Below are 16,222 nucleotides of genomic sequence, written 5' to 3' on the forward strand. Positions count from 1 at the left end.
CCTGGTCACCCCAGGCGCAGTCGCAGGGTCGTCTCGGCGGGGTGGGTGCCGGCGTTCCCGGCGAACCGCACGCCCGCCGTCGGGCGGCCGGTCAACGCCGCGCGGGCCCAGCGCTTGCGCGCGGCGACGACCTTCACGGCGACCGTGTAGTGGCAGTCGGCGGCGGTGCCGGTGAGCACGCCGGAGCCCTGGCCGCGCACCGCGACCTTGCGCCGCTGCCCGACGACCCGGGCCTTGCCGGTCACGGTGACGGTGACGGTCCCCGAGCAGCTGCTCGTCCCCGCGAGCGAGCCGGAGACGGTGAACCGGTACGGCCGCCGGCGGTCGCGCGCCGGTGCCGCGCTCGCGGAGAGGGTGCCGGTGACCGGTCCGGCCCCCGGCGGGTTCGCTCCCGGGGGGACCACGGGCGGCGTGAGCCGGAGCGGCCGGCCGAGGGGGACCGGGCCGGCCGCCGTCGGCAGCTCGTCGTCGCCGAGGCTCTCGGTGTCGCCGTGGCCGAGCTGACCGGTGAGGTTGCGGCCCCAGCAGTGCAGGGCGGCGGTGTCGAGCGCGGCGCAGATCCAGCCCAGGCCGCCGACGCTGGCCGCGAGGACGGTGCGTCCGGCGCCGAGCGGGATGTTGGGCAGCAGGGTGGGCTCGTCGTCGCCGATGCTGTCGGAGCCGGCGAGGACCAGCTGGCCGTACTGGTCGCTGCCCCAGCAGCGCAGTGCGCCGTCGTCCAGCAGGGCGCACGAGTTGGCCGGGCCGGCGACCACGCCCACGGCGGTCCGGTTGAGGCCGAGGAACACGGGAGCGACCGAGGTCACCGCCTCGTCGTCGCCGAGCGGATCGGTCGAGCCGGTGCCGAGCGCGCCGACGTTGCTGCGCCCGAAGCAGCGCACCTGGCCCGTGTCCAGGACCACGCAGGTGAGGTCCTCGGCCGCGCTGAGCGCCCGCACCGTCCGCCCCACGCCGAAGTCGATGGGGAGGCGCCCGATGATCGCCTCGTTGTCGCCGAGGTTCACCGTGTCGCCGAGGCCGAGCTGGCCGTCGGAGGCCTGTCCCCAGCAGCGCAGCTGGGCGGTGTCGAGCAGCGCACAGCTGTGGTCGGATCCGGTCGCGATCGCGACGGCGGTGCGGTTCGGTCCGAAGTAGACGGGGTCGACCGAGGCGGGCGACTCGTCGTCGCCGATCGTGGTCGTGGTCCCCAGCCCGAGCTGGCCGTTGCCGTTGCTGCCCCAGCAGCGGACCCGGCCGGTGTCGAGGATGGCGCAGGTGTGGTTGCCACCGGCGGAGATGGCGCGGGCGGTGCGGCCGGGGCCGAGGTCGACGGCGGGCAGGCTCGCGACGGACTCGTTGTCACCGGCGTCCGCGCCGCCGGTGTCGATGCCGAGCTGGCCGTGGACGTTGAAGCCCCAGCACTTCACCGCGCCGGTGTCCAGGATGGCGCAGGTGTGCTGGCCGCCGGCCGAGACGGCGACGGCGGTGCGCCCGGCGCCGAGGTCGACCGCCGGGACCGAGGTGATCGCCTCGTCGTCGCCGATGTTGACCCGAGTGCCGTTGTTGCTGCCGATGCCGAGCTGGCCGTCGAAGTTCGCGCCCCAGCAGCGCAGCTGACCGGTGTCGCCGATGGCGCAGGTGTGGTGGCCGCCGCTCGACAACGAGGCGGCGGCGAGCGGGTCGCGGAGGGACTCGCCCGCGTCGGCCGGTGCCGGGGTGGGGGTCAGGACGACGGCGAGGACGGTGAGGAGCGCGGCGACCGGGATCGCGACGAGCCGAGACATGGGATCTCCTGGCAGAGGGGGCAGAGGCGGGCTCGAGCCTCGTCGTACCCGGGGCTTCCAGGATTGGGGAAACCCCTCGATATGCCCCGGTACGCCGGAAGAATGACGCCGTGGGCGCAGAGGGAGACGACGCCGAGGCGATCCTGCTCGGGAGGCGGGCCGAGGTCCGGACGGCGGTGGAGGGGCTGGCCGGCCCCGGCGCGGTGGTGGTGTTGGCGGGCCCGGCGGGGATCGGCAAGAGCGCGCTGTGGCGCGAGGTGCTGCGCGATCCCGCCGGTCCGGACCGGGTGCTGCGTGCCGGCGCCTTCGAGGGCGATGCGGAGCTCGGGTACGCCGCCCTCGCCGACCTGCTCGGGGGCCTGGACCGCGACGTCGACCGGCTGCCCGCCGCCGCCCGCGACGCCTTGCGGGACGGGGTGCTGCACCCGGTCGCCGACGGCCCGGACGAGCGCGCCGTCGCCGCCGGCCTCCTCACCCTGCTGCGGTCCCTCGTCGGCCCGACGCTCATCGCCGTCGACGACGTCCAGTGGCTCGACCAGTCGTCGGCGACGGCGCTCGGCTTCGCGGTCCGCCGGCTCGCGGGCACGCCGGTGCGGGTGCTGATGACCCGCCGCGGCGAGGAGCCCGCGGTCGTCGAGTCGGGGCTGCGCGAGCGGACCACGGTGCTGACGCTGGGCCCGCTGGGCGACGACGCGGTCGCCCGGCTGGTGGCCGACCGGGTCGTCGGCCTGGCTCCCGCCGAGCTCGCCGCCGCGGTGGCCGGAGCCGCCGGCAACCCCCTCTATGCCATCGAGCTCGGCCGCCACCTGGCCCGCGCCGGAGACCCGTCGGCGCTGCCGCCGGGCATCGGCGCGCTGCTCGGCGCCCGGCTGGAGTCCGCGCCGCCGGCCGCCGTGCGCGCGCTCGCGGCGGTCGCGGTCGGTCCCGGCCTCCAGGACGCCGAGCTGCTCAGCGTGGTGGGCGCGGGCGCCGTCGACGAGGCCGTGCACGCCGACCTGGTCCGCACCGGCGACGGTCCGCCCCGGGCCAGTCATCCGCTGCTGGCGCCGGCGGTGCTCGCGCACGTCGGGCCCCGCGAGGTGCGCCGCCTGCACGCCGAGCTGGGCCGGGTGGTCGCCGAGCCGCTGCGCGGCGCCCGGCATCGCGCCCTCGCCGCGGAGCGGCCCGACGAGGAGCTGGCCGGGGAGGTCGCCGCCGCGGCCGACCTCGCCGCCCACCGACACGACCGTCGTACGGCCTGCGAGCTCGGCGAGCACGCCCTCCGCCTCACGCCGCCGGCCTCGCCGGCCCGGCACGAGCGGCGGGTGACGCTGGCCGAGTACCACGCCGCCGCGGGCGACACCCAGCGCTGCACCGGGCTGCTGGCCGCGCCCGAGGAGCTGCCCGCCGGCCGGCTCCGGGCCCGGGCATACCTGGTCCGCACCGACGTCGAGCTGGTGCCGCTCGCGGTCCTCGAGCGCTATCTCGACCTCGCCCTGGAGAATGCCGACGACGCGGTGACCCGGGCCCGGGTCCTGGTGCAGCGCACCGCCTTCGAGGTGCGCGGCACCCTCAGCCGCACGGTCGCGGCGGCCGGCTGGGCGCAGGAGGCGATGGAGCTGGCCACCGGCGACCCGATGGTCCAGCGCCTCGCGCTCTACGAGCTCGCCTGGACCCGGATCGAGCGCAACCTGCCGGTCGACGACCTGCTGGTGGTCGAGGCCGGGCTGCCGGGCGCCTCGCCGTCGTTCGCGTTCTCGGTCGACCGGGCCGCGGCGATCCGGGAGATGTGGCGCGGGGAGCTCGCCGAGGCCCGGCGCCGGTACGACGTCATGGCCGCGCTCTGCGAGGCGCGCGGCGAGGAGGAGGCCACCCAGGTCCTGCTGACGCAGCGCTGCGAGCTGGAGCTGCGGGCCGGTCGCTGGGACGAGGTCGAGCGGCTGCTGACCGCCATGGGCGGCGTGACCCGCTACCAGTCCGGCGCGCTCTCCGATCCGCGCTTCGGCGCGGCCGTGGCCGCCGGGCGCGGGGACGGCGAGCGGACCCGGGCCCGTGCCGACGAGGCGGAGGCGACCGGCGGGGACCCCGACGTGCTGCGCTGGCCGCGCTTCGAGATCGCCCGGGTGCGGGGGCTGGTCGCGCTGCTCGAGGGCGACTCGGCGGCCGCGGTCGCGCTCCTGGAGCCGGTGTGGCAGCACCTCCGGCGCGCCGGCTTCGCCGATCCCGGGGCCTTCCCGCTGGCGCCCGACCTGGTCGAGGCGCTGGTGGCGACCGAGCGTCGCGACGCGGCCGCCGAGGTCGCCGCGGCCCTCGCGGCCGTGGTCGACCACCCGTGGGCCGCGGCCGCCGCCTGCCGCGCCCGCGGCCACCTCGCGGTCGCCGACGACGCCGACGACGCCGTCGCGCACTTCGACGAGGCGGCGCGCAGGTACGGCGACCTCGGCTGGGCCTTCGACCGGGCCCGCTGCCTGACCTACGCCGGCGCCGCTCGCCGGGCGCTGCGCCGGGTCCGCGAGGCGCGGGCGCACCTCGAGGAGGCGGTCGCCGCGTTCGACGCCCTCGGCAGCCCCGGCTGGTCCCGCTGGGCGGCCGCCGAGCTCGGCCGGCTCGGCGGACGGCGGGCCGCGGGCTCGCGGCTCACCGACGCCGAGCACCAGGTCGCCCGCCTGGCCGCCGCCGGCCGCCGCAACCGCGAGGTCGCGGCCGAGCTGTTCATCAGCGTCTCGACCGTGGAGGCGACCCTCACCCGGGTCTACGCCAAGCTCGGCGTGCGGTCCCGGGCCGAGCTCGCCGGCCGGCTCGCCGCGGAGGGCTGACCCGGACGTCCCGGGGCCGGCGGCGAGGATTTGGCCGGGGCGGGCCACCCGCCGTACCGTTGTCGACTGAAACCTTTAGACCGCCGGTCGTCCGGGCTCCGAGCCCTGACCGAAGGTTCCGCCGAGAGGCGGACGGCCTGCGCAGGGGATCAGAGCACTGCCGAGCGCGTGAGCGCGAGGTCCACGCCCTGAGCGCCTGCGCTCGGGGCGTCCGTCATTCGGCGGAGACTTCGCGGCGGTCTTCCATCCGGAAGGAGACCCATGGCGCGGGCAGACAAGCAGGCCGCCGTCGCGGAGATCGCTGAGTCCTTCAGCGAGTCCGCAGGCGCTGTGCTGACCGAGTACCGCGGTCTCACCGTCAAGGAGCTGCAGGACCTTCGCCGCTCCCTCGGTGCGAACGCCAACTACGCCGTGGTCAAGAACACGCTGGCCAAGCTCGCCGCCAAGGAGGCGGGCATCGAGGGCTTCGACGAGCTCCTCACCGGCCCGACCGCCATCGCCTTCATCAAGGGCGACGTCGTCGAGGCCGCCAAGGGTCTGCGTGACTTTGCCAAGGCGAACCCCACCCTGGTCATCAAGGGTGGCGTTCTCGACGGCGCGCTCCTCGACGCGAAGGAGATCGCCAAGCTGGCCGATCTCGAGTCGCGCGAGGTGCTCCTGGGCAAGCTCGCGGGCGCGATGCTCGCTTCGCTCAGCCAGGCCGTCTACCTCCTCAACGCCCCGCTCGCCCAGGCTGCCCGGCTCGCCGGCGCCCTGGAGGCCAAGGCGCAGGAGGACCCCTCGATCCTCGCAGGTGGTGCCGGTACGCCGGCCGCCGCCGAGGAGGCTCCGGCTGCCGACGAGGCTGCCGAGGCCCCCGCTGACGAGGCTCCCGCCGCGGACGACGCGGACGCGGCCGCCTCTGACGAGGGCGACACCGCCGAGGCCTGAGGCCCCGGCGTCACCACCACCTGAAACCCCGGCCCGGCTGCTCGACGTACGCAGTCGGACCACCTGAGAAAGGAACCGCCACCATGGCGAAGCTCACCACTGACGAGCTCCTCGACGCGTTCAAGGAGATGACCCTCATCGAGCTCTCCGAGTTCGTGAAGCAGTTCGAGGAGACCTTCGGCGTCACCGCCGCCGCCCCGGTCGCCGTCGCCGCCGCTCCCGCCGCCGGCGGTGCCGCGGGCGGTGCCGACGAGGCCGCCGCGCAGGACGAGTTCGACGTCATCCTCGAGGCCGCTGGTGACAAGAAGATCAACGTCATCAAGGAGGTCCGCGCGCTGACCTCCCTCGGTCTCAAGGAGGCCAAGGACCTCGTCGAGGGTGCCCCGAAGGCGATCCTCGAGAAGGTCAACAAGGAGGCCGCGGACAAGGCCAAGGAGGCCCTCGAGGGCGCCGGCGCCACCGTCACCCTCAAGTGACCCGTCGCTGAGACGACTCACTCGGTCACGGGGCCGGCAGAGCGGATGCTCTGCCGGCCTCGTGCCATTTTTAGGCCCGCGTCGTCGCCGCGGCCTGCCGCCGGCCACGTTCCTGGCGGGGCTGTAACACGTTGTCCACCTGACTGGTCGCCGGTTCTCCGCGTCAGATCGCGATATCGAGGCCCCTGCGTGCTGACAAGTGCCGGGTAGTCGGGTGGACAACGTGTTACAGCGGGCAGCGCCGAGAGGGCCGTGCTGGGAGGGCCGGTGCCGACGGCTACCACTACTCGCGAGTTGGACGCTAGGTCCTACTGACCAGTAGGTTCCCGGTCTCGATGGCAGAGTATGCGTGACGCGTGCCACGGTTGCCGCGTAACGTGCGCCACGCGGTTGCGTTGATCCTTCGCAGCCGGGGCGGCGAGCCGACGTAGGGAGAGGGTTCAACATGGGCGTCGACGTACAGGTCACCAACCTGACGAAGCAGTTCGGGAAGCAGCTGATCTGGAAGGGCGTGACGCTGACCCTTCCGGCCGGTGAGATCTCGGTGATGCTGGGCCCCTCCGGTACGGGCAAGTCCGTCTTTCTCAAGGCGCTGATCGGCCTGATCAAGCCCGACGAGGGCTCCATCGTCATCGAGGGCACCGACATCGCCTCCTGCTCCGAGAAGGAGCTCTACGAGATCCGCAAGCTGTTCGGCGTGCTCTTCCAGGACGGCGCCATGTTCGGCTCGATGAACCTCTACGACAACGTCGCCTTCCCGCTGCGCGAGCACACCAAGAAGTCCGAGTCCCAGATCCGTGACATCGTCATGGAGAAGATGGACATGGTGGGTCTGCTCGGTGCGGAGATGAAGCTCCCGGGCGAGATCTCCGGCGGCATGCGCAAGCGTGCCGGCCTGGCCCGCGCCCTGGTGCTCGACCCCGAGATCCTGCTGATCGACGAGCCCGACTCGGGTCTCGACCCGGTGCGCACGTCGTTCATCAACCAGCTCTTCGTCGACCTCAACGCCCAGATCGACGCGACCTTCCTGATCGTCACCCACGACATCCACAGCGTGCGCGTGGTCCCCGACCAGATCGGCCTGCTCTACCACAAGCATCTCGCCATGTACGGCCCGCGCGAGATGCTGCTGTCGTCCGACGAGCCCGTCGTGCGCCAGTTCCTCAACGCGCAGACGATCGGGCCGATCGGCATGTCGGAGGAGAAGGACGCCGACCAGCTCGCGGCCGAGAAGGACATGGACCTGCCGCCGCTGCCGCCGATCCCGCTGCAGATGGAGCCCTCCAACGGCATCCCGCGGCGGGCGCAGGCCGAGCCCGGCGCGTGGTGCCGGGCCAACGGCGTCATCCCGCCTCCCGGGTCCTTCACCCGCGAGGCCGAGCACGCATCGGGCAGCCAGCAGGGCTGAGCAGCAGGACACCCGGGGGCACGACACACTAGGACGAAGGAAAGGGGCGGTAGGTGTCGCTCACTGCTGCGCGCGTGGTCGCCCCGCTCGGGACCGCGGGCAAGCTGTTCGCCTTCGCGCTGGACGTGGGGCGCGGGCTGTTCCGTCGCCCCTTCCAGGGTCGCGAGTTCATCCAGCAGGCCTGGTTCATCGCGTCGGTGACGATCATCCCGACCGCCCTCGTGGCGATCCCGTTCGGCGCGGTGATCGCGCTCCAGGTGGGTGGCCTGATCAAGCAGTTCGGCGCCCAGTCGTTCACCGGCTCCGCGTCGGTCCTCGCGGTCATCCAGCAGGCCGGGCCGATCGCGACGGCGCTGCTGATCGCGGGCGCCGGCGGCTCGGCGATCGCGGCCGACCTCGGCGCGCGCAAGATCCGCGAGGAGCTCGACGCGATGATGGTGCTGGGCATCGACCCGATCCAGCGCCTCGTGGTGCCGCGGGTGCTCGCCTGCATGCTCGTCGCGGTCTTCCTCAACGGCATGGTCAGCGTCGTCGGCGTGGGCGGCGGCTACGTCTTCAACGTCATCCTCCAAGACGGCACCCCGGGCGCCTATCTCGCGAGCTTCACCGCCCTCGCCCAGCTGCCCGACGTCTGGATCGGCATGATCAAGGCGCTCGTCTTCGGTCTGATCGCGGCCATCGTCGCCGCCTACAAGGGCATGAACGCCGGAGGCGGCCCCAAGGGCGTGGGCGACGCGGTCAACGAGTCCGTCGTCATCACCTTCCTGCTCCTGTTCGTCGTCAACTTCACCCTGAGCACGATCTACCTGCAGGTCGTGCCCCCGAAGACGGGTTAGGGGAGGAGACGACATGGCGAGCATCAAGGCGATCTACGACCGGCCGATGAAGGGCCTGGACAACCTCGGCCACGAGCTGTCCTTCTACCTCAAGGTCCTCCTCGCGCTGCCCCGGTCGGTCAAGCGCTATCCCCGCGAGATCCTGCGGATCCTGGCCGAGGTCACCCTCGGCTCCGGCGCGCTGGCGGTGATCGGCGGCACCGTCGGCGTCATCATCGGCATGACCTTCTTCACCGGCGCCCAGGTCGGCCTGTCCGGGTACGCCGCGCTCAACCAGCTCGGCACGGCCGCCTTCGCCGGCTTCGTGTCCGCCTACTTCAACACCCGCGAGATCGCGCCGCTGGTCGCCGGCATCGCGCTCGCGGCGACCGTCGGCTGCGGCTTCACCGCCCAGCTCGGTGCGATGCGGATCTCCGAGGAGATCGACGCCGTCGAGGTGATGGCGATCCCGTCGATGCAGTTCCTGGTCACCACCCGGGTGATCGGCGGCCTGATCGCGATCGTCCCGCTGTACGTCGTGGGCCTGTTGTCGTCGTACGTCGCCAGCCGGCTCGTGGTGACCCAGTTCTACGGCCAGTCGTCAGGCACCTACGACCATTACTTCAACCAGTTCCTGCCACCCGGCGACGTGCTGTGGTCCTTCGGCAAGGTGCTGGTGTTCGCGGTCGTCGTGATCCTGATCCACTGCTACCACGGCTACACCGCCTCGGGTGGCCCGGCCGGCGTGGGCGTCGCGGTGGGCAAGGCGGTGCGCACGAGCATCGTCGCGATCAACGTGATCGACCTGTTCCTGTCGATGGCCATCTGGGGTGCCTCGACCACCGTCAGGCTCGCGGGGTGATCGGCTGATGGACCGCATCCTGTCCGCCCACAAGGCGCTCGGCGTCATCTTCGTGGCGCTGCTGCTGCTCGGCGTGTGGCTCACCTACGCGACCTTCACCAAGAAGTTCACCGCCTACGACGAGGTGACCCTCAAGACCTCCTCGATCGGCCTCCAGCTGCCCAACCGCGCCGACGTCAAGGTCCGCGGCGTGATCGTCGGGGAGGTGCTGGACGCCCGCTCCGGCGCCAGCGGCGCCGAGCTGACCCTCGGCATCTACCCCGACAAGATCGGCGTGATCCCGGCGAACGTGACCGGCTCGATCGTGCCGAAGACCCTGTTCGGCGAGAAGTACGTCTCCCTGGTCGTGCCCGACGCCGGCCCCAGCGGCACGATGCGCGCCGGCGCGACCATCGACCGCACCGAGGTCTCGACCGAGCTCGAGGAGGTCCTCTCCGACCTCTACCCGCTGCTGCGCACGGTCCAGCCCGCCGACCTCAACGCGACGCTGACCGCGATCGCCACCGCGCTCCATGGCCGCGGTGAGCTGATCGGCAAGAACCTCGAGACCCTCGACGGCTACCTCAAGCGGCTCAACCCCGAGATCCCGGCGCTGCTCGAGGACGTCAAGCTGACCGCGCAGGTCTCCGACACCTACGCCGACATCCTGCCCCAGGTGGCCCAGATCCTCGACGACACCGTGAAGACGACCGGCACCATCGAGGAGCGCGAGGCGGCGCTGACCGCGACGCTGCGCGACATCCGCAGCTTCTCCGACACCGCGCGCTCCTTCCTCGACGCCAACGCCGAGCGGCTCAAGCGGGCCGGCGAGCTGAGCACCGACATCCTGCGGGTCGCGGCCCGCTACGCCCCGACGATCCCCTGCATGTCGGCCGGCATCGTCAAGGCCCAGGGCCGCCTGGCCGAGGCGTTCCGCGGCTTCGAGCTCCACATCGTGCTCGAGACGCTCCAGGACCAGCCCCGCAAGTACACCCCGGCCGACCGGCCGAAGTTCGGCGACGACCGCGGCCCCGACTGCCTCGGCCTGCCCGACATCCCGTGGAGCCAGGACAACCCGTTCCCGCCGCTGCCGCACCTCAACGACGGCATGAACGGCGACACCGGCAAGGGCAACCTGCGCCCGGCGCCGACCGGCTACACCGGCAGCCCCGACGACGTCACCGCCCTGCGGGGCGCGCTCGAGCAGGAGTACGACGCCCGGACCGACCTCACCGTGCTGCTCGCCGGCCCCCTCGTCGCGGAGGCCGCCCGATGAGCGTGCGCGGACTCGACAAGAAGACCAGCGGCGACCTGATCCGCCTGGTGGTGTTCATGGTGACCACGGCCCTCGCGACCAGCGTCCTGATCATCACCATCGGCAACCTCTCCTTCGGCTCGACCAAGGAGTACGCCGCCGACTTCGTCGACGCGACCGGAGTCAACAAGGGCGACGACATCCGGATCGCGGGCGTCAAGGTCGGCACGGTCCAGAAGGTCGAGATCGTCGACGCCGACCGGGCCCGGGTGACCTTCACCGTCGACGCCGACACCCGGCTCGACGAGGCCACCCACGCGACGGTGAAGTACCGCAACCTGATCGGCCAGCGCTACATCTCGCTGACCCAGGAGGGCGACAGCGGGCAGCGGCTGGCGGAGGACGCCGCCATCCCGGTCGACCGCACCAAGCCTGCGCTCGACCTGACAGTGCTGTTCAACGGCTTCAAGCCGCTGTTCCAGGCGCTCTCGCCCGACGACATCAACAAGCTGTCCTACGAGATCGTCCAGGTCTTCCAGGGAGAGGGCGGCACCGTCGAGGGACTGCTGTCCAGCACCGCCTCGGTCACCCAGACGCTCGCGGATCGCGACCAGGTGATCGGCGAGCTGCTGAGCAACCTCGACTACGTCCTCGACCACGTCGCCGACCGCGACAAGCAGCTCACCAACCTGATCGACAGCTTCCGCTCGCTGATCGGCGGCCTCAACGACGACCGCGAGGCGATCCTGGGCTCCCTCGACTCGATCTCGGAGCTGTCGGTGCAGACCGCCGCGCTGGTCACCGACATCAAGGACCCGTTCATCAAGGACATCAAGGAGCTGCGCAAGGTCGCCGGGACCCTCGACGACAACCGCCAAGAGATCGACCGCGCGCTTCAGGTGCTGCCGATCAAGCTCACCAAGATCGGCCGCACCGCCACCTACGGCTCGTGGTTCAACTTCTACCTGTGCCACTTCAAGGCCACGATCAAGGTCCCCGGACTCAACAACCCGGTCAGCGCCACCTATGGCGCGACCGCCGACCGCTGCACGCTCGGATGAGGGGAGGACGACTGACATGAAGCCCTTCCGCGAGCGCAACCCCGTCGTCATCGGGGCGGTGAGCATCGCCGTGCTGCTGCTCGGCCTGGTGGCCGCCTTCCGTGCCAACGACCTCCCGCTGATCGGCGGCGGCGACACCTACTACGCCTCCTTCTCCGAGGCGGGCGGGCTCAAGCCGAAGGACGAGGTCCGCATCGCCGGCGTCCGCGTCGGCCAGGTGACCTCGATGGAGCTCGACGGCAACTCGGTCAAGGTCGCGTTCAAGCTCAAGACCGACACCCCGTTCGGCGACCAGACCCGTGCCGACATCAAGGTGAAGACCATCCTCGGCTCGATGTACCTCGCCCTCGACCCGGCCGGCCAGGGCCAGCTCGCCGAGGGTGCGGTGATCCCGGTCGAGCGCACCAGCTCGCCGTACGACGTCGTCGACGCCTTCTCCGGTCTCGCCGAGACCTCGGCCGACATCGACACCGACCAGCTCGCCAGTGCGCTGACGACGCTGGCCGACCTGACCCGCAACACGCCCGAGGAGTTCCGCTCCGCGCTCGACGGCCTCTCGGCCCTCGCCGAGACGGTCGCCTCGCGCGACGGCGAGATCAACTCGCTGCTCAAGAACCTCAACCGGGTCTCGACCGTGCTCGACTCCCGCGACGAGGACATCGTGGCGCTGATGAAGGACGCCGACTCGCTGTTCACGGCGCTGCTCCAGCGCAAGGCCCAGATCCATCGCCTGCTGGAGTCGACGAGCACGCTGAGCACCAAGCTCACCGGCCTGATCAAGGAGAGCCGAGCCGACCTCAAGCCCGCGCTCGACCACCTCGACTCGGTGCTGCAGGTCGTGAAGAAGAACGAGGACAACCTGGAGGACTCGATCCACCTGATGGCGCCGTTCTATCGGGTGTTCGCGAGCACGCTCGGCAACGGGCCGTGGTTCGACACCTACATCTTCAACCTGCCTCCGGTGCCCGGGACGGTGGGACAGTGACCGGGGCGCGGCGCTGGCTGCCTCTGGCCGTGATCGGGCTCCTGGTCGTCACCGGGCTGGTCTGGATGTTCGGCGGCGGCGGCAACGAGAAGACCGTGACGGCGTACTTCCCGCGGGCGGTCTCGGTCTACGAGGGCAGCGAGGTCCGGATCCTCGGCATCCCGGTCGGCCGGGTCCGCGAGGTGGTGCCCGCCGGCACCAAGGTCAAGGTCGTCATGGCCTACGACTCCGACATCAAGGTGCCGGCCGACGCCGACGCCGTCATCGTGTCGCCGTCGGTGGTCGGCGACCGCTACATCCAGCTCTCGCCGGCCTTCGAGGACGGTGACCAGGTGATGGCCGACAACACCGTCATCGACGCCACCAAGACCGCGATCCCGCTGGAGCTCGACGAGATCTACGGCAGCATCGACAAGCTGACCGTCGCGCTCGGCCCCGAGGGCGCCAACAAGGACGGCGCGCTCAGCGACCTGCTCGTGCAGACCGCCAAGAACTTCGGCGGCCAGGGCGCGCAGTTCCACCAGACGATCGAGGACTTCGGCCGGCTCAGCGAGACGCTCGACAACAACAAGGACGAGCTCTTCGAGTCCGCCCAGCAGCTCGAGTCCTTCCTCAAGACGCTCGCCGACAACGACACGACCGTGCGTGACTTCAACAAGTCGCTCGGCGACGTCTCCACCCTGCTGGCCGACGAGCGCCAGGAGCTGACCACGGCCCTGTCGAACCTCGGTACGGCGCTCGACCAGGTCGCCCGGTTCGTCAAGCGCAACCGCGCGGTGCTGGGGCGCAACATCCGCGACATCAACCGGGTCGCCAAGGTGCTGGTGCGCCAGCGCGGCGCGCTCGACGAGCTGCTCCAGGCCGGCCCGCTGGCGATCACCAACCTGTACCACACGTACAACCCGAAGGACGCCACGCTCGACACCAACGCCAACCTCGGCAACATCCTCCACGAGCTGACCTCGAACCCGTCGGCCGTGGTGTGCGCCCTGGTGTCCGGCGCCGACGCCAAGGGCGACATCTGCAAGCTGATCGAGAAGCTGCTCCCGCGCAGCGCCCCGTTCGGCACCGGCTCCTGGTACGGCCAGGCCTACGACCCGACCCTCAACGGCCTGGTGGAGGTGGACCGATGACCCGCCTGCGCACCCGCCTGCGGGCCGGCGTCGCCTTGCTCGCCGGCGCGCTGCTGCTCTCCGGCTGCGACTTCGACGTCTACGAGCTGCCGCTGCCCGGTGGCGCCGACACCGGCAAGGACCCGATCACGGTCAGCGTCCGCTTCGACGACGTGCTCGACCTGGTCCCCAAGTCGTCGGTGAAGGTCAACGACGTCGCCGTCGGCCAGGTCACCGACGTCAAGCTCGACGGCTACCAGGCGGTGGTCACCCTCGAGCTGCGCAAGGACGTCGACCTGCCCGACAACCCGGTCGCCTCGATCCGCCAGACCAGCCTGCTCGGCGAGAAGTTCGTCTCGCTCGCCGCGCCGGCCTCCGGCGCGCAGGGCCGGCTCTCCGACGGCGACGTGATCAAGGACGGCGGCCGCAACCCGGAGGTCGAGGAGGTGCTGGGCGCGCTCAGCCTGGTCCTCAACGGAGGCGGCATCGCCCAGCTCAAGACCATCTCCACTGAGCTCAACCTCGCCCTCGAGGGCCGGGAGGACTCCGCGAAGTCGGTGCTCACCCAGGTCTCCTCGCTGATGGGCCAGCTCGACCAGCGCAAGCAGGACATCGTCGACGCCATCGAGTCGGTCAACCGGCTCGCGGTCACCGCCAAGCAGCACCAGGCGAGCATCGACCGGGCCCTGGAGGAGCTGCCGAGCGCGCTCGACTCGCTCGACCGGCAGCGGGCCGACCTGGTCAAGATGCTCGACGGGCTCACCCAGCTCAGCGACGTCGGGGTGCGGGTCATCAAGACCACGAAGACCGCCACCATCGACACCTTGAAGTCGCTCGACCCGGTGCTCTTCCAGATCGCGCAGGCCGGCGACGACTTCGCGAAGGGCTTCAGCACCTTCCTGACCTACCCGTTCATCGACGAGGCCGTCGGCCGCGACCCCCAGGTCGCCCGCAACCTCCACATGGGCGACTACGTCAACCTGTCGATCGACCTCGCGCTCGACATCGGCAACCTGCGGCTGCCCGACCTGGTCTGCATCGCCACCGACCAGCTGCCGGACCTCCCGCTCGACGTGCTGATCGACCTGAAGACGCTGTGCCCGGCGGCGACCCAGACCCTGCAGACCTGCCTGAAGACGCCGCCCGACCTGCAGGCCTGCCTGAAGCTCCCGGGGGCACTGGTCGACAACGTCTGCCAGGCGGTCAAGCTGCTCTGCGGCGGGACCGGCGGGGCCAAAGCCGGAGCGCCGGCCAGCAGCCCGAACACCGCGGCCAACCCGCTGGGCACCCTGCTCTCGACCGTGCTCGGTGGCGGCGGGCTCGGCCGTCCGGCCCCGGGCGGCGACAGCGACGCCGACGTCCTGTGGCGCGACTTCGACGAGACCTACGACACCAGTCTGGTCAGCCTGTACGCCGCGCCCCTGGTCGCGAGCCACGTGGTCGAGCAGAAGGAGAGGTCGGCGCAGTGATCACCCGTCGTACCCGGATCCAGCTCATCGTCTTCGCGATCATCACCCTGCTCGGCGTCACCTTCGTCGGCGCCCGCTACGCCAAGCTCGACCGCCTGGTCGTCGACCGCAGCTACACCGTCACCGCCCACTACCCGCAGTCCGGCGGCATCTTCACCGGCGCCGAGGTGACCTATCGCGGGGTCGGGATCGGCACGGTCGGCGAGCTGGTGCTCACCGACGACGGCGTCGACGTGAAGCTCGACATCGACAAGAAGTGGGACAAGATCCCCAGCGACTCCCGCGCGCTGGTCGGCAACCGCTCCGCCGTGGGTGAGCAGTACGTCGAGCTGCAGCCGCAGGTCGACGGCGGTCCGTACCTGCGTGAGGGCTCGCAGATCTCCGACGTCGCGACGCCGATCGCGACCGAGAAGCTCCTCGGCGACCTGTCGGCCACCGTGTCGAGCGTCGACCGCGAGGCACTGAGCACCACCGTCCACGAGCTCGGCGAGGCCTTCGCCGGCACCGGACCGGATCTCCAGCGGATCATCGACACCGGCAACTCGTTCATCGAGACCGCCGACGCCAACTTCGACCTGACCACCGCCCTGATCCGCGACAGCAACACCGTCCTGCAGGGCCAGGTCGCCTCGGAGTCCTCGCTGCGGACCTTCGCCCAGCAGCTCTCCCTGTTCAGCTCGGCCCTGGCCGGCGCCGACCCGGCGCTGCGCCGGGTGATCGACTCCGGCTCGGTCGCCGCCACCCAGCTGCGGACCTTCCTGGAGCAGAACGGCGTCGAGCTCAGCGAGCTGCTCGCCAACCTGGTCGCGACCGGCGAGGTCGTCGTCCAGCACCTCGACGCCCTCAAGCAGATGCTGGTGGTCTACCCCTACGCCGTCGGCGCCGGTCAGGTCGTCGTCGGGCGCAAGTCCAAGGCGGAGGGCGGCAGCGGCTTCTGGGACGCCCATTTCGGTCTCATCCTCGCGCCGACCAGCACCCCCTGCTACGCCGGCTACCTCAAGACCCGTCGCAACCCGGAGTCCGACCGCGGCAACGCGCCCATGCCCGACAACGTCGGCTGCACCGAGCCGATCACCAAGAGCAACCCGCGTGGTCCCCAGAACCTCCCGCGGGTCGCGCCGGGCGTGCAGGGCTACGACGTGGGCGTCCGACTGAACCCGACGACCGGCGAGCTGGAGTGGGGGACGACGGCCCAGGACCAGGAGTGGTCCGGTGCGCGCGGTAACGTGGCGCCGCCGTCGCTGGGGAAGGATTCGTGGAAGTGGCTCTACCTCCAACCGCTGCTCGACCCGTCCACCCGGTGAGCACGCTC

General features: G+C 71.5%; 13 protein-coding genes. 12 read left to right on the forward strand and 1 reads right to left on the reverse strand.

Features of this window, described 5'->3' with window-relative positions; all coding sequences use genetic code 11:
- Nucleotides 1-5: 5 nt before the first annotated feature.
- Nucleotides 6-1,763 carry an RCC1 domain-containing protein gene (locus JOD66_RS16830; protein WP_204837995.1) on the reverse strand — a complete coding sequence of 586 codons (1,758 nt, stop codon included), beginning with the start codon at nucleotides 1,761-1,763 and terminating at the stop codon, nucleotides 6-8.
- Between the two features lie 110 nt (nucleotides 1,764-1,873).
- On the opposite strand from JOD66_RS16830, the gene JOD66_RS16835 reads away from it, so the two are divergent.
- The 12 genes from JOD66_RS16835 (at nucleotide 1,874) to JOD66_RS16890 (ending at nucleotide 16,214) form a co-directional block, all read left to right on the forward strand.
- Complete coding sequence (locus tag JOD66_RS16835) at nucleotides 1,874-4,558, forward strand: helix-turn-helix transcriptional regulator (RefSeq protein WP_204837996.1); 2,685 nt, start codon at nucleotides 1,874-1,876, stop codon at nucleotides 4,556-4,558.
- 261 nt (nucleotides 4,559-4,819) lie between these two features.
- A complete protein-coding gene (rplJ, locus tag JOD66_RS16840; protein WP_204837997.1) occupies nucleotides 4,820-5,488 on the forward strand; it encodes a 50S ribosomal protein L10 in 669 nt (222 codons plus the stop codon).
- 83 nt (nucleotides 5,489-5,571) lie between these two features.
- Nucleotides 5,572-5,964, forward strand: coding sequence for a 50S ribosomal protein L7/L12 (rplL, locus tag JOD66_RS16845; RefSeq protein ID WP_151582088.1), 393 nt, complete (start codon nucleotides 5,572-5,574; stop codon nucleotides 5,962-5,964).
- 445 nt (nucleotides 5,965-6,409) lie between these two features.
- Nucleotides 6,410-7,372: an ABC transporter ATP-binding protein gene (locus JOD66_RS16850; RefSeq protein WP_204837998.1), complete on the forward strand. Its 963-nt coding sequence runs from the start codon at nucleotides 6,410-6,412 to the stop codon at nucleotides 7,370-7,372.
- 53 nt (nucleotides 7,373-7,425) lie between these two features.
- Nucleotides 7,426-8,208, forward strand: coding sequence for an MlaE family ABC transporter permease (locus tag JOD66_RS16855; RefSeq protein WP_179729224.1), 783 nt, complete (start codon nucleotides 7,426-7,428; stop codon nucleotides 8,206-8,208).
- 13 nt (nucleotides 8,209-8,221) lie between these two features.
- Nucleotides 8,222-9,049 carry an MlaE family ABC transporter permease gene (locus tag JOD66_RS16860; RefSeq protein WP_204837999.1) on the forward strand — a complete coding sequence of 276 codons (828 nt, stop codon included), beginning with the start codon at nucleotides 8,222-8,224 and terminating at the stop codon, nucleotides 9,047-9,049.
- Nucleotides 9,050-9,056: 7 nt separating this feature from the next.
- A complete protein-coding gene (locus JOD66_RS16865) occupies nucleotides 9,057-10,304 on the forward strand; it encodes an MCE family protein (RefSeq protein ID WP_204838000.1) in 1,248 nt (415 codons plus the stop codon).
- On the forward strand, nucleotides 10,301-11,344 hold the full coding sequence (locus tag JOD66_RS16870) for an MCE family protein (protein ID WP_239545274.1): 1,044 nt from the start codon (nucleotides 10,301-10,303) through the stop codon (nucleotides 11,342-11,344). Before JOD66_RS16865 ends, JOD66_RS16870 begins: the two co-directional genes overlap by 4 nt.
- A 16-nt stretch (nucleotides 11,345-11,360) precedes the next feature.
- The gene (locus tag JOD66_RS16875; protein ID WP_204838001.1) at nucleotides 11,361-12,329 is read left to right on the forward strand and encodes an MCE family protein; all 969 of its coding nucleotides are present in this window, start codon (nucleotides 11,361-11,363) and stop codon (nucleotides 12,327-12,329) included.
- On the forward strand, nucleotides 12,326-13,462 hold the full coding sequence (locus tag JOD66_RS16880) for an MCE family protein (RefSeq protein WP_204838002.1): 1,137 nt from the start codon (nucleotides 12,326-12,328) through the stop codon (nucleotides 13,460-13,462). The genes JOD66_RS16875 and JOD66_RS16880 overlap by 4 nt, the downstream gene beginning before the upstream one ends.
- Complete coding sequence (locus tag JOD66_RS16885; protein ID WP_204838003.1) at nucleotides 13,459-14,910, forward strand: MCE family protein; 1,452 nt, start codon at nucleotides 13,459-13,461, stop codon at nucleotides 14,908-14,910. Before JOD66_RS16880 ends, JOD66_RS16885 begins: the two co-directional genes overlap by 4 nt.
- Nucleotides 14,907-16,214, forward strand: a complete 1,308-nt coding sequence (locus JOD66_RS16890; protein ID WP_204838004.1) for an MCE family protein — start codon at nucleotides 14,907-14,909, stop codon at nucleotides 16,212-16,214. The genes JOD66_RS16885 and JOD66_RS16890 overlap by 4 nt, the downstream gene beginning before the upstream one ends.
- Nucleotides 16,215-16,222: the final 8 nt, after the last annotated feature.

This window comes from Nocardioides nitrophenolicus, assembly GCF_016907515.1.
Classification (GTDB): domain Bacteria; phylum Actinomycetota; class Actinomycetes; order Propionibacteriales; family Nocardioidaceae; genus Nocardioides; species Nocardioides nitrophenolicus.

Coding starts and splice junctions, on each gene's coding strand:
- JOD66_RS16875 (WP_204838001.1), top strand. CDS start 11,361: ATGAAGCCCTTCCGCGAGCGCAACCCCGTCGTCATCGGGGCGGTGAGC.
- JOD66_RS16870 (WP_239545274.1), top strand. CDS start 10,301: ATGAGCGTGCGCGGACTCGACAAGAAGACCAGCGGCGACCTGATCCGC.
- rplJ (WP_204837997.1), top strand. CDS start 4,820: ATGGCGCGGGCAGACAAGCAGGCCGCCGTCGCGGAGATCGCTGAGTCC.
- rplL (WP_151582088.1), top strand. CDS start 5,572: ATGGCGAAGCTCACCACTGACGAGCTCCTCGACGCGTTCAAGGAGATG.
- JOD66_RS16850 (WP_204837998.1), top strand. CDS start 6,410: ATGGGCGTCGACGTACAGGTCACCAACCTGACGAAGCAGTTCGGGAAG.
- JOD66_RS16860 (WP_204837999.1), top strand. CDS start 8,222: ATGGCGAGCATCAAGGCGATCTACGACCGGCCGATGAAGGGCCTGGAC.
- JOD66_RS16865 (WP_204838000.1), top strand. CDS start 9,057: ATGGACCGCATCCTGTCCGCCCACAAGGCGCTCGGCGTCATCTTCGTG.
- JOD66_RS16830 (WP_204837995.1), bottom strand. CDS start 1,763: ATGTCTCGGCTCGTCGCGATCCCGGTCGCCGCGCTCCTCACCGTCCTC.
- JOD66_RS16885 (WP_204838003.1), top strand. CDS start 13,459: ATGACCCGCCTGCGCACCCGCCTGCGGGCCGGCGTCGCCTTGCTCGCC.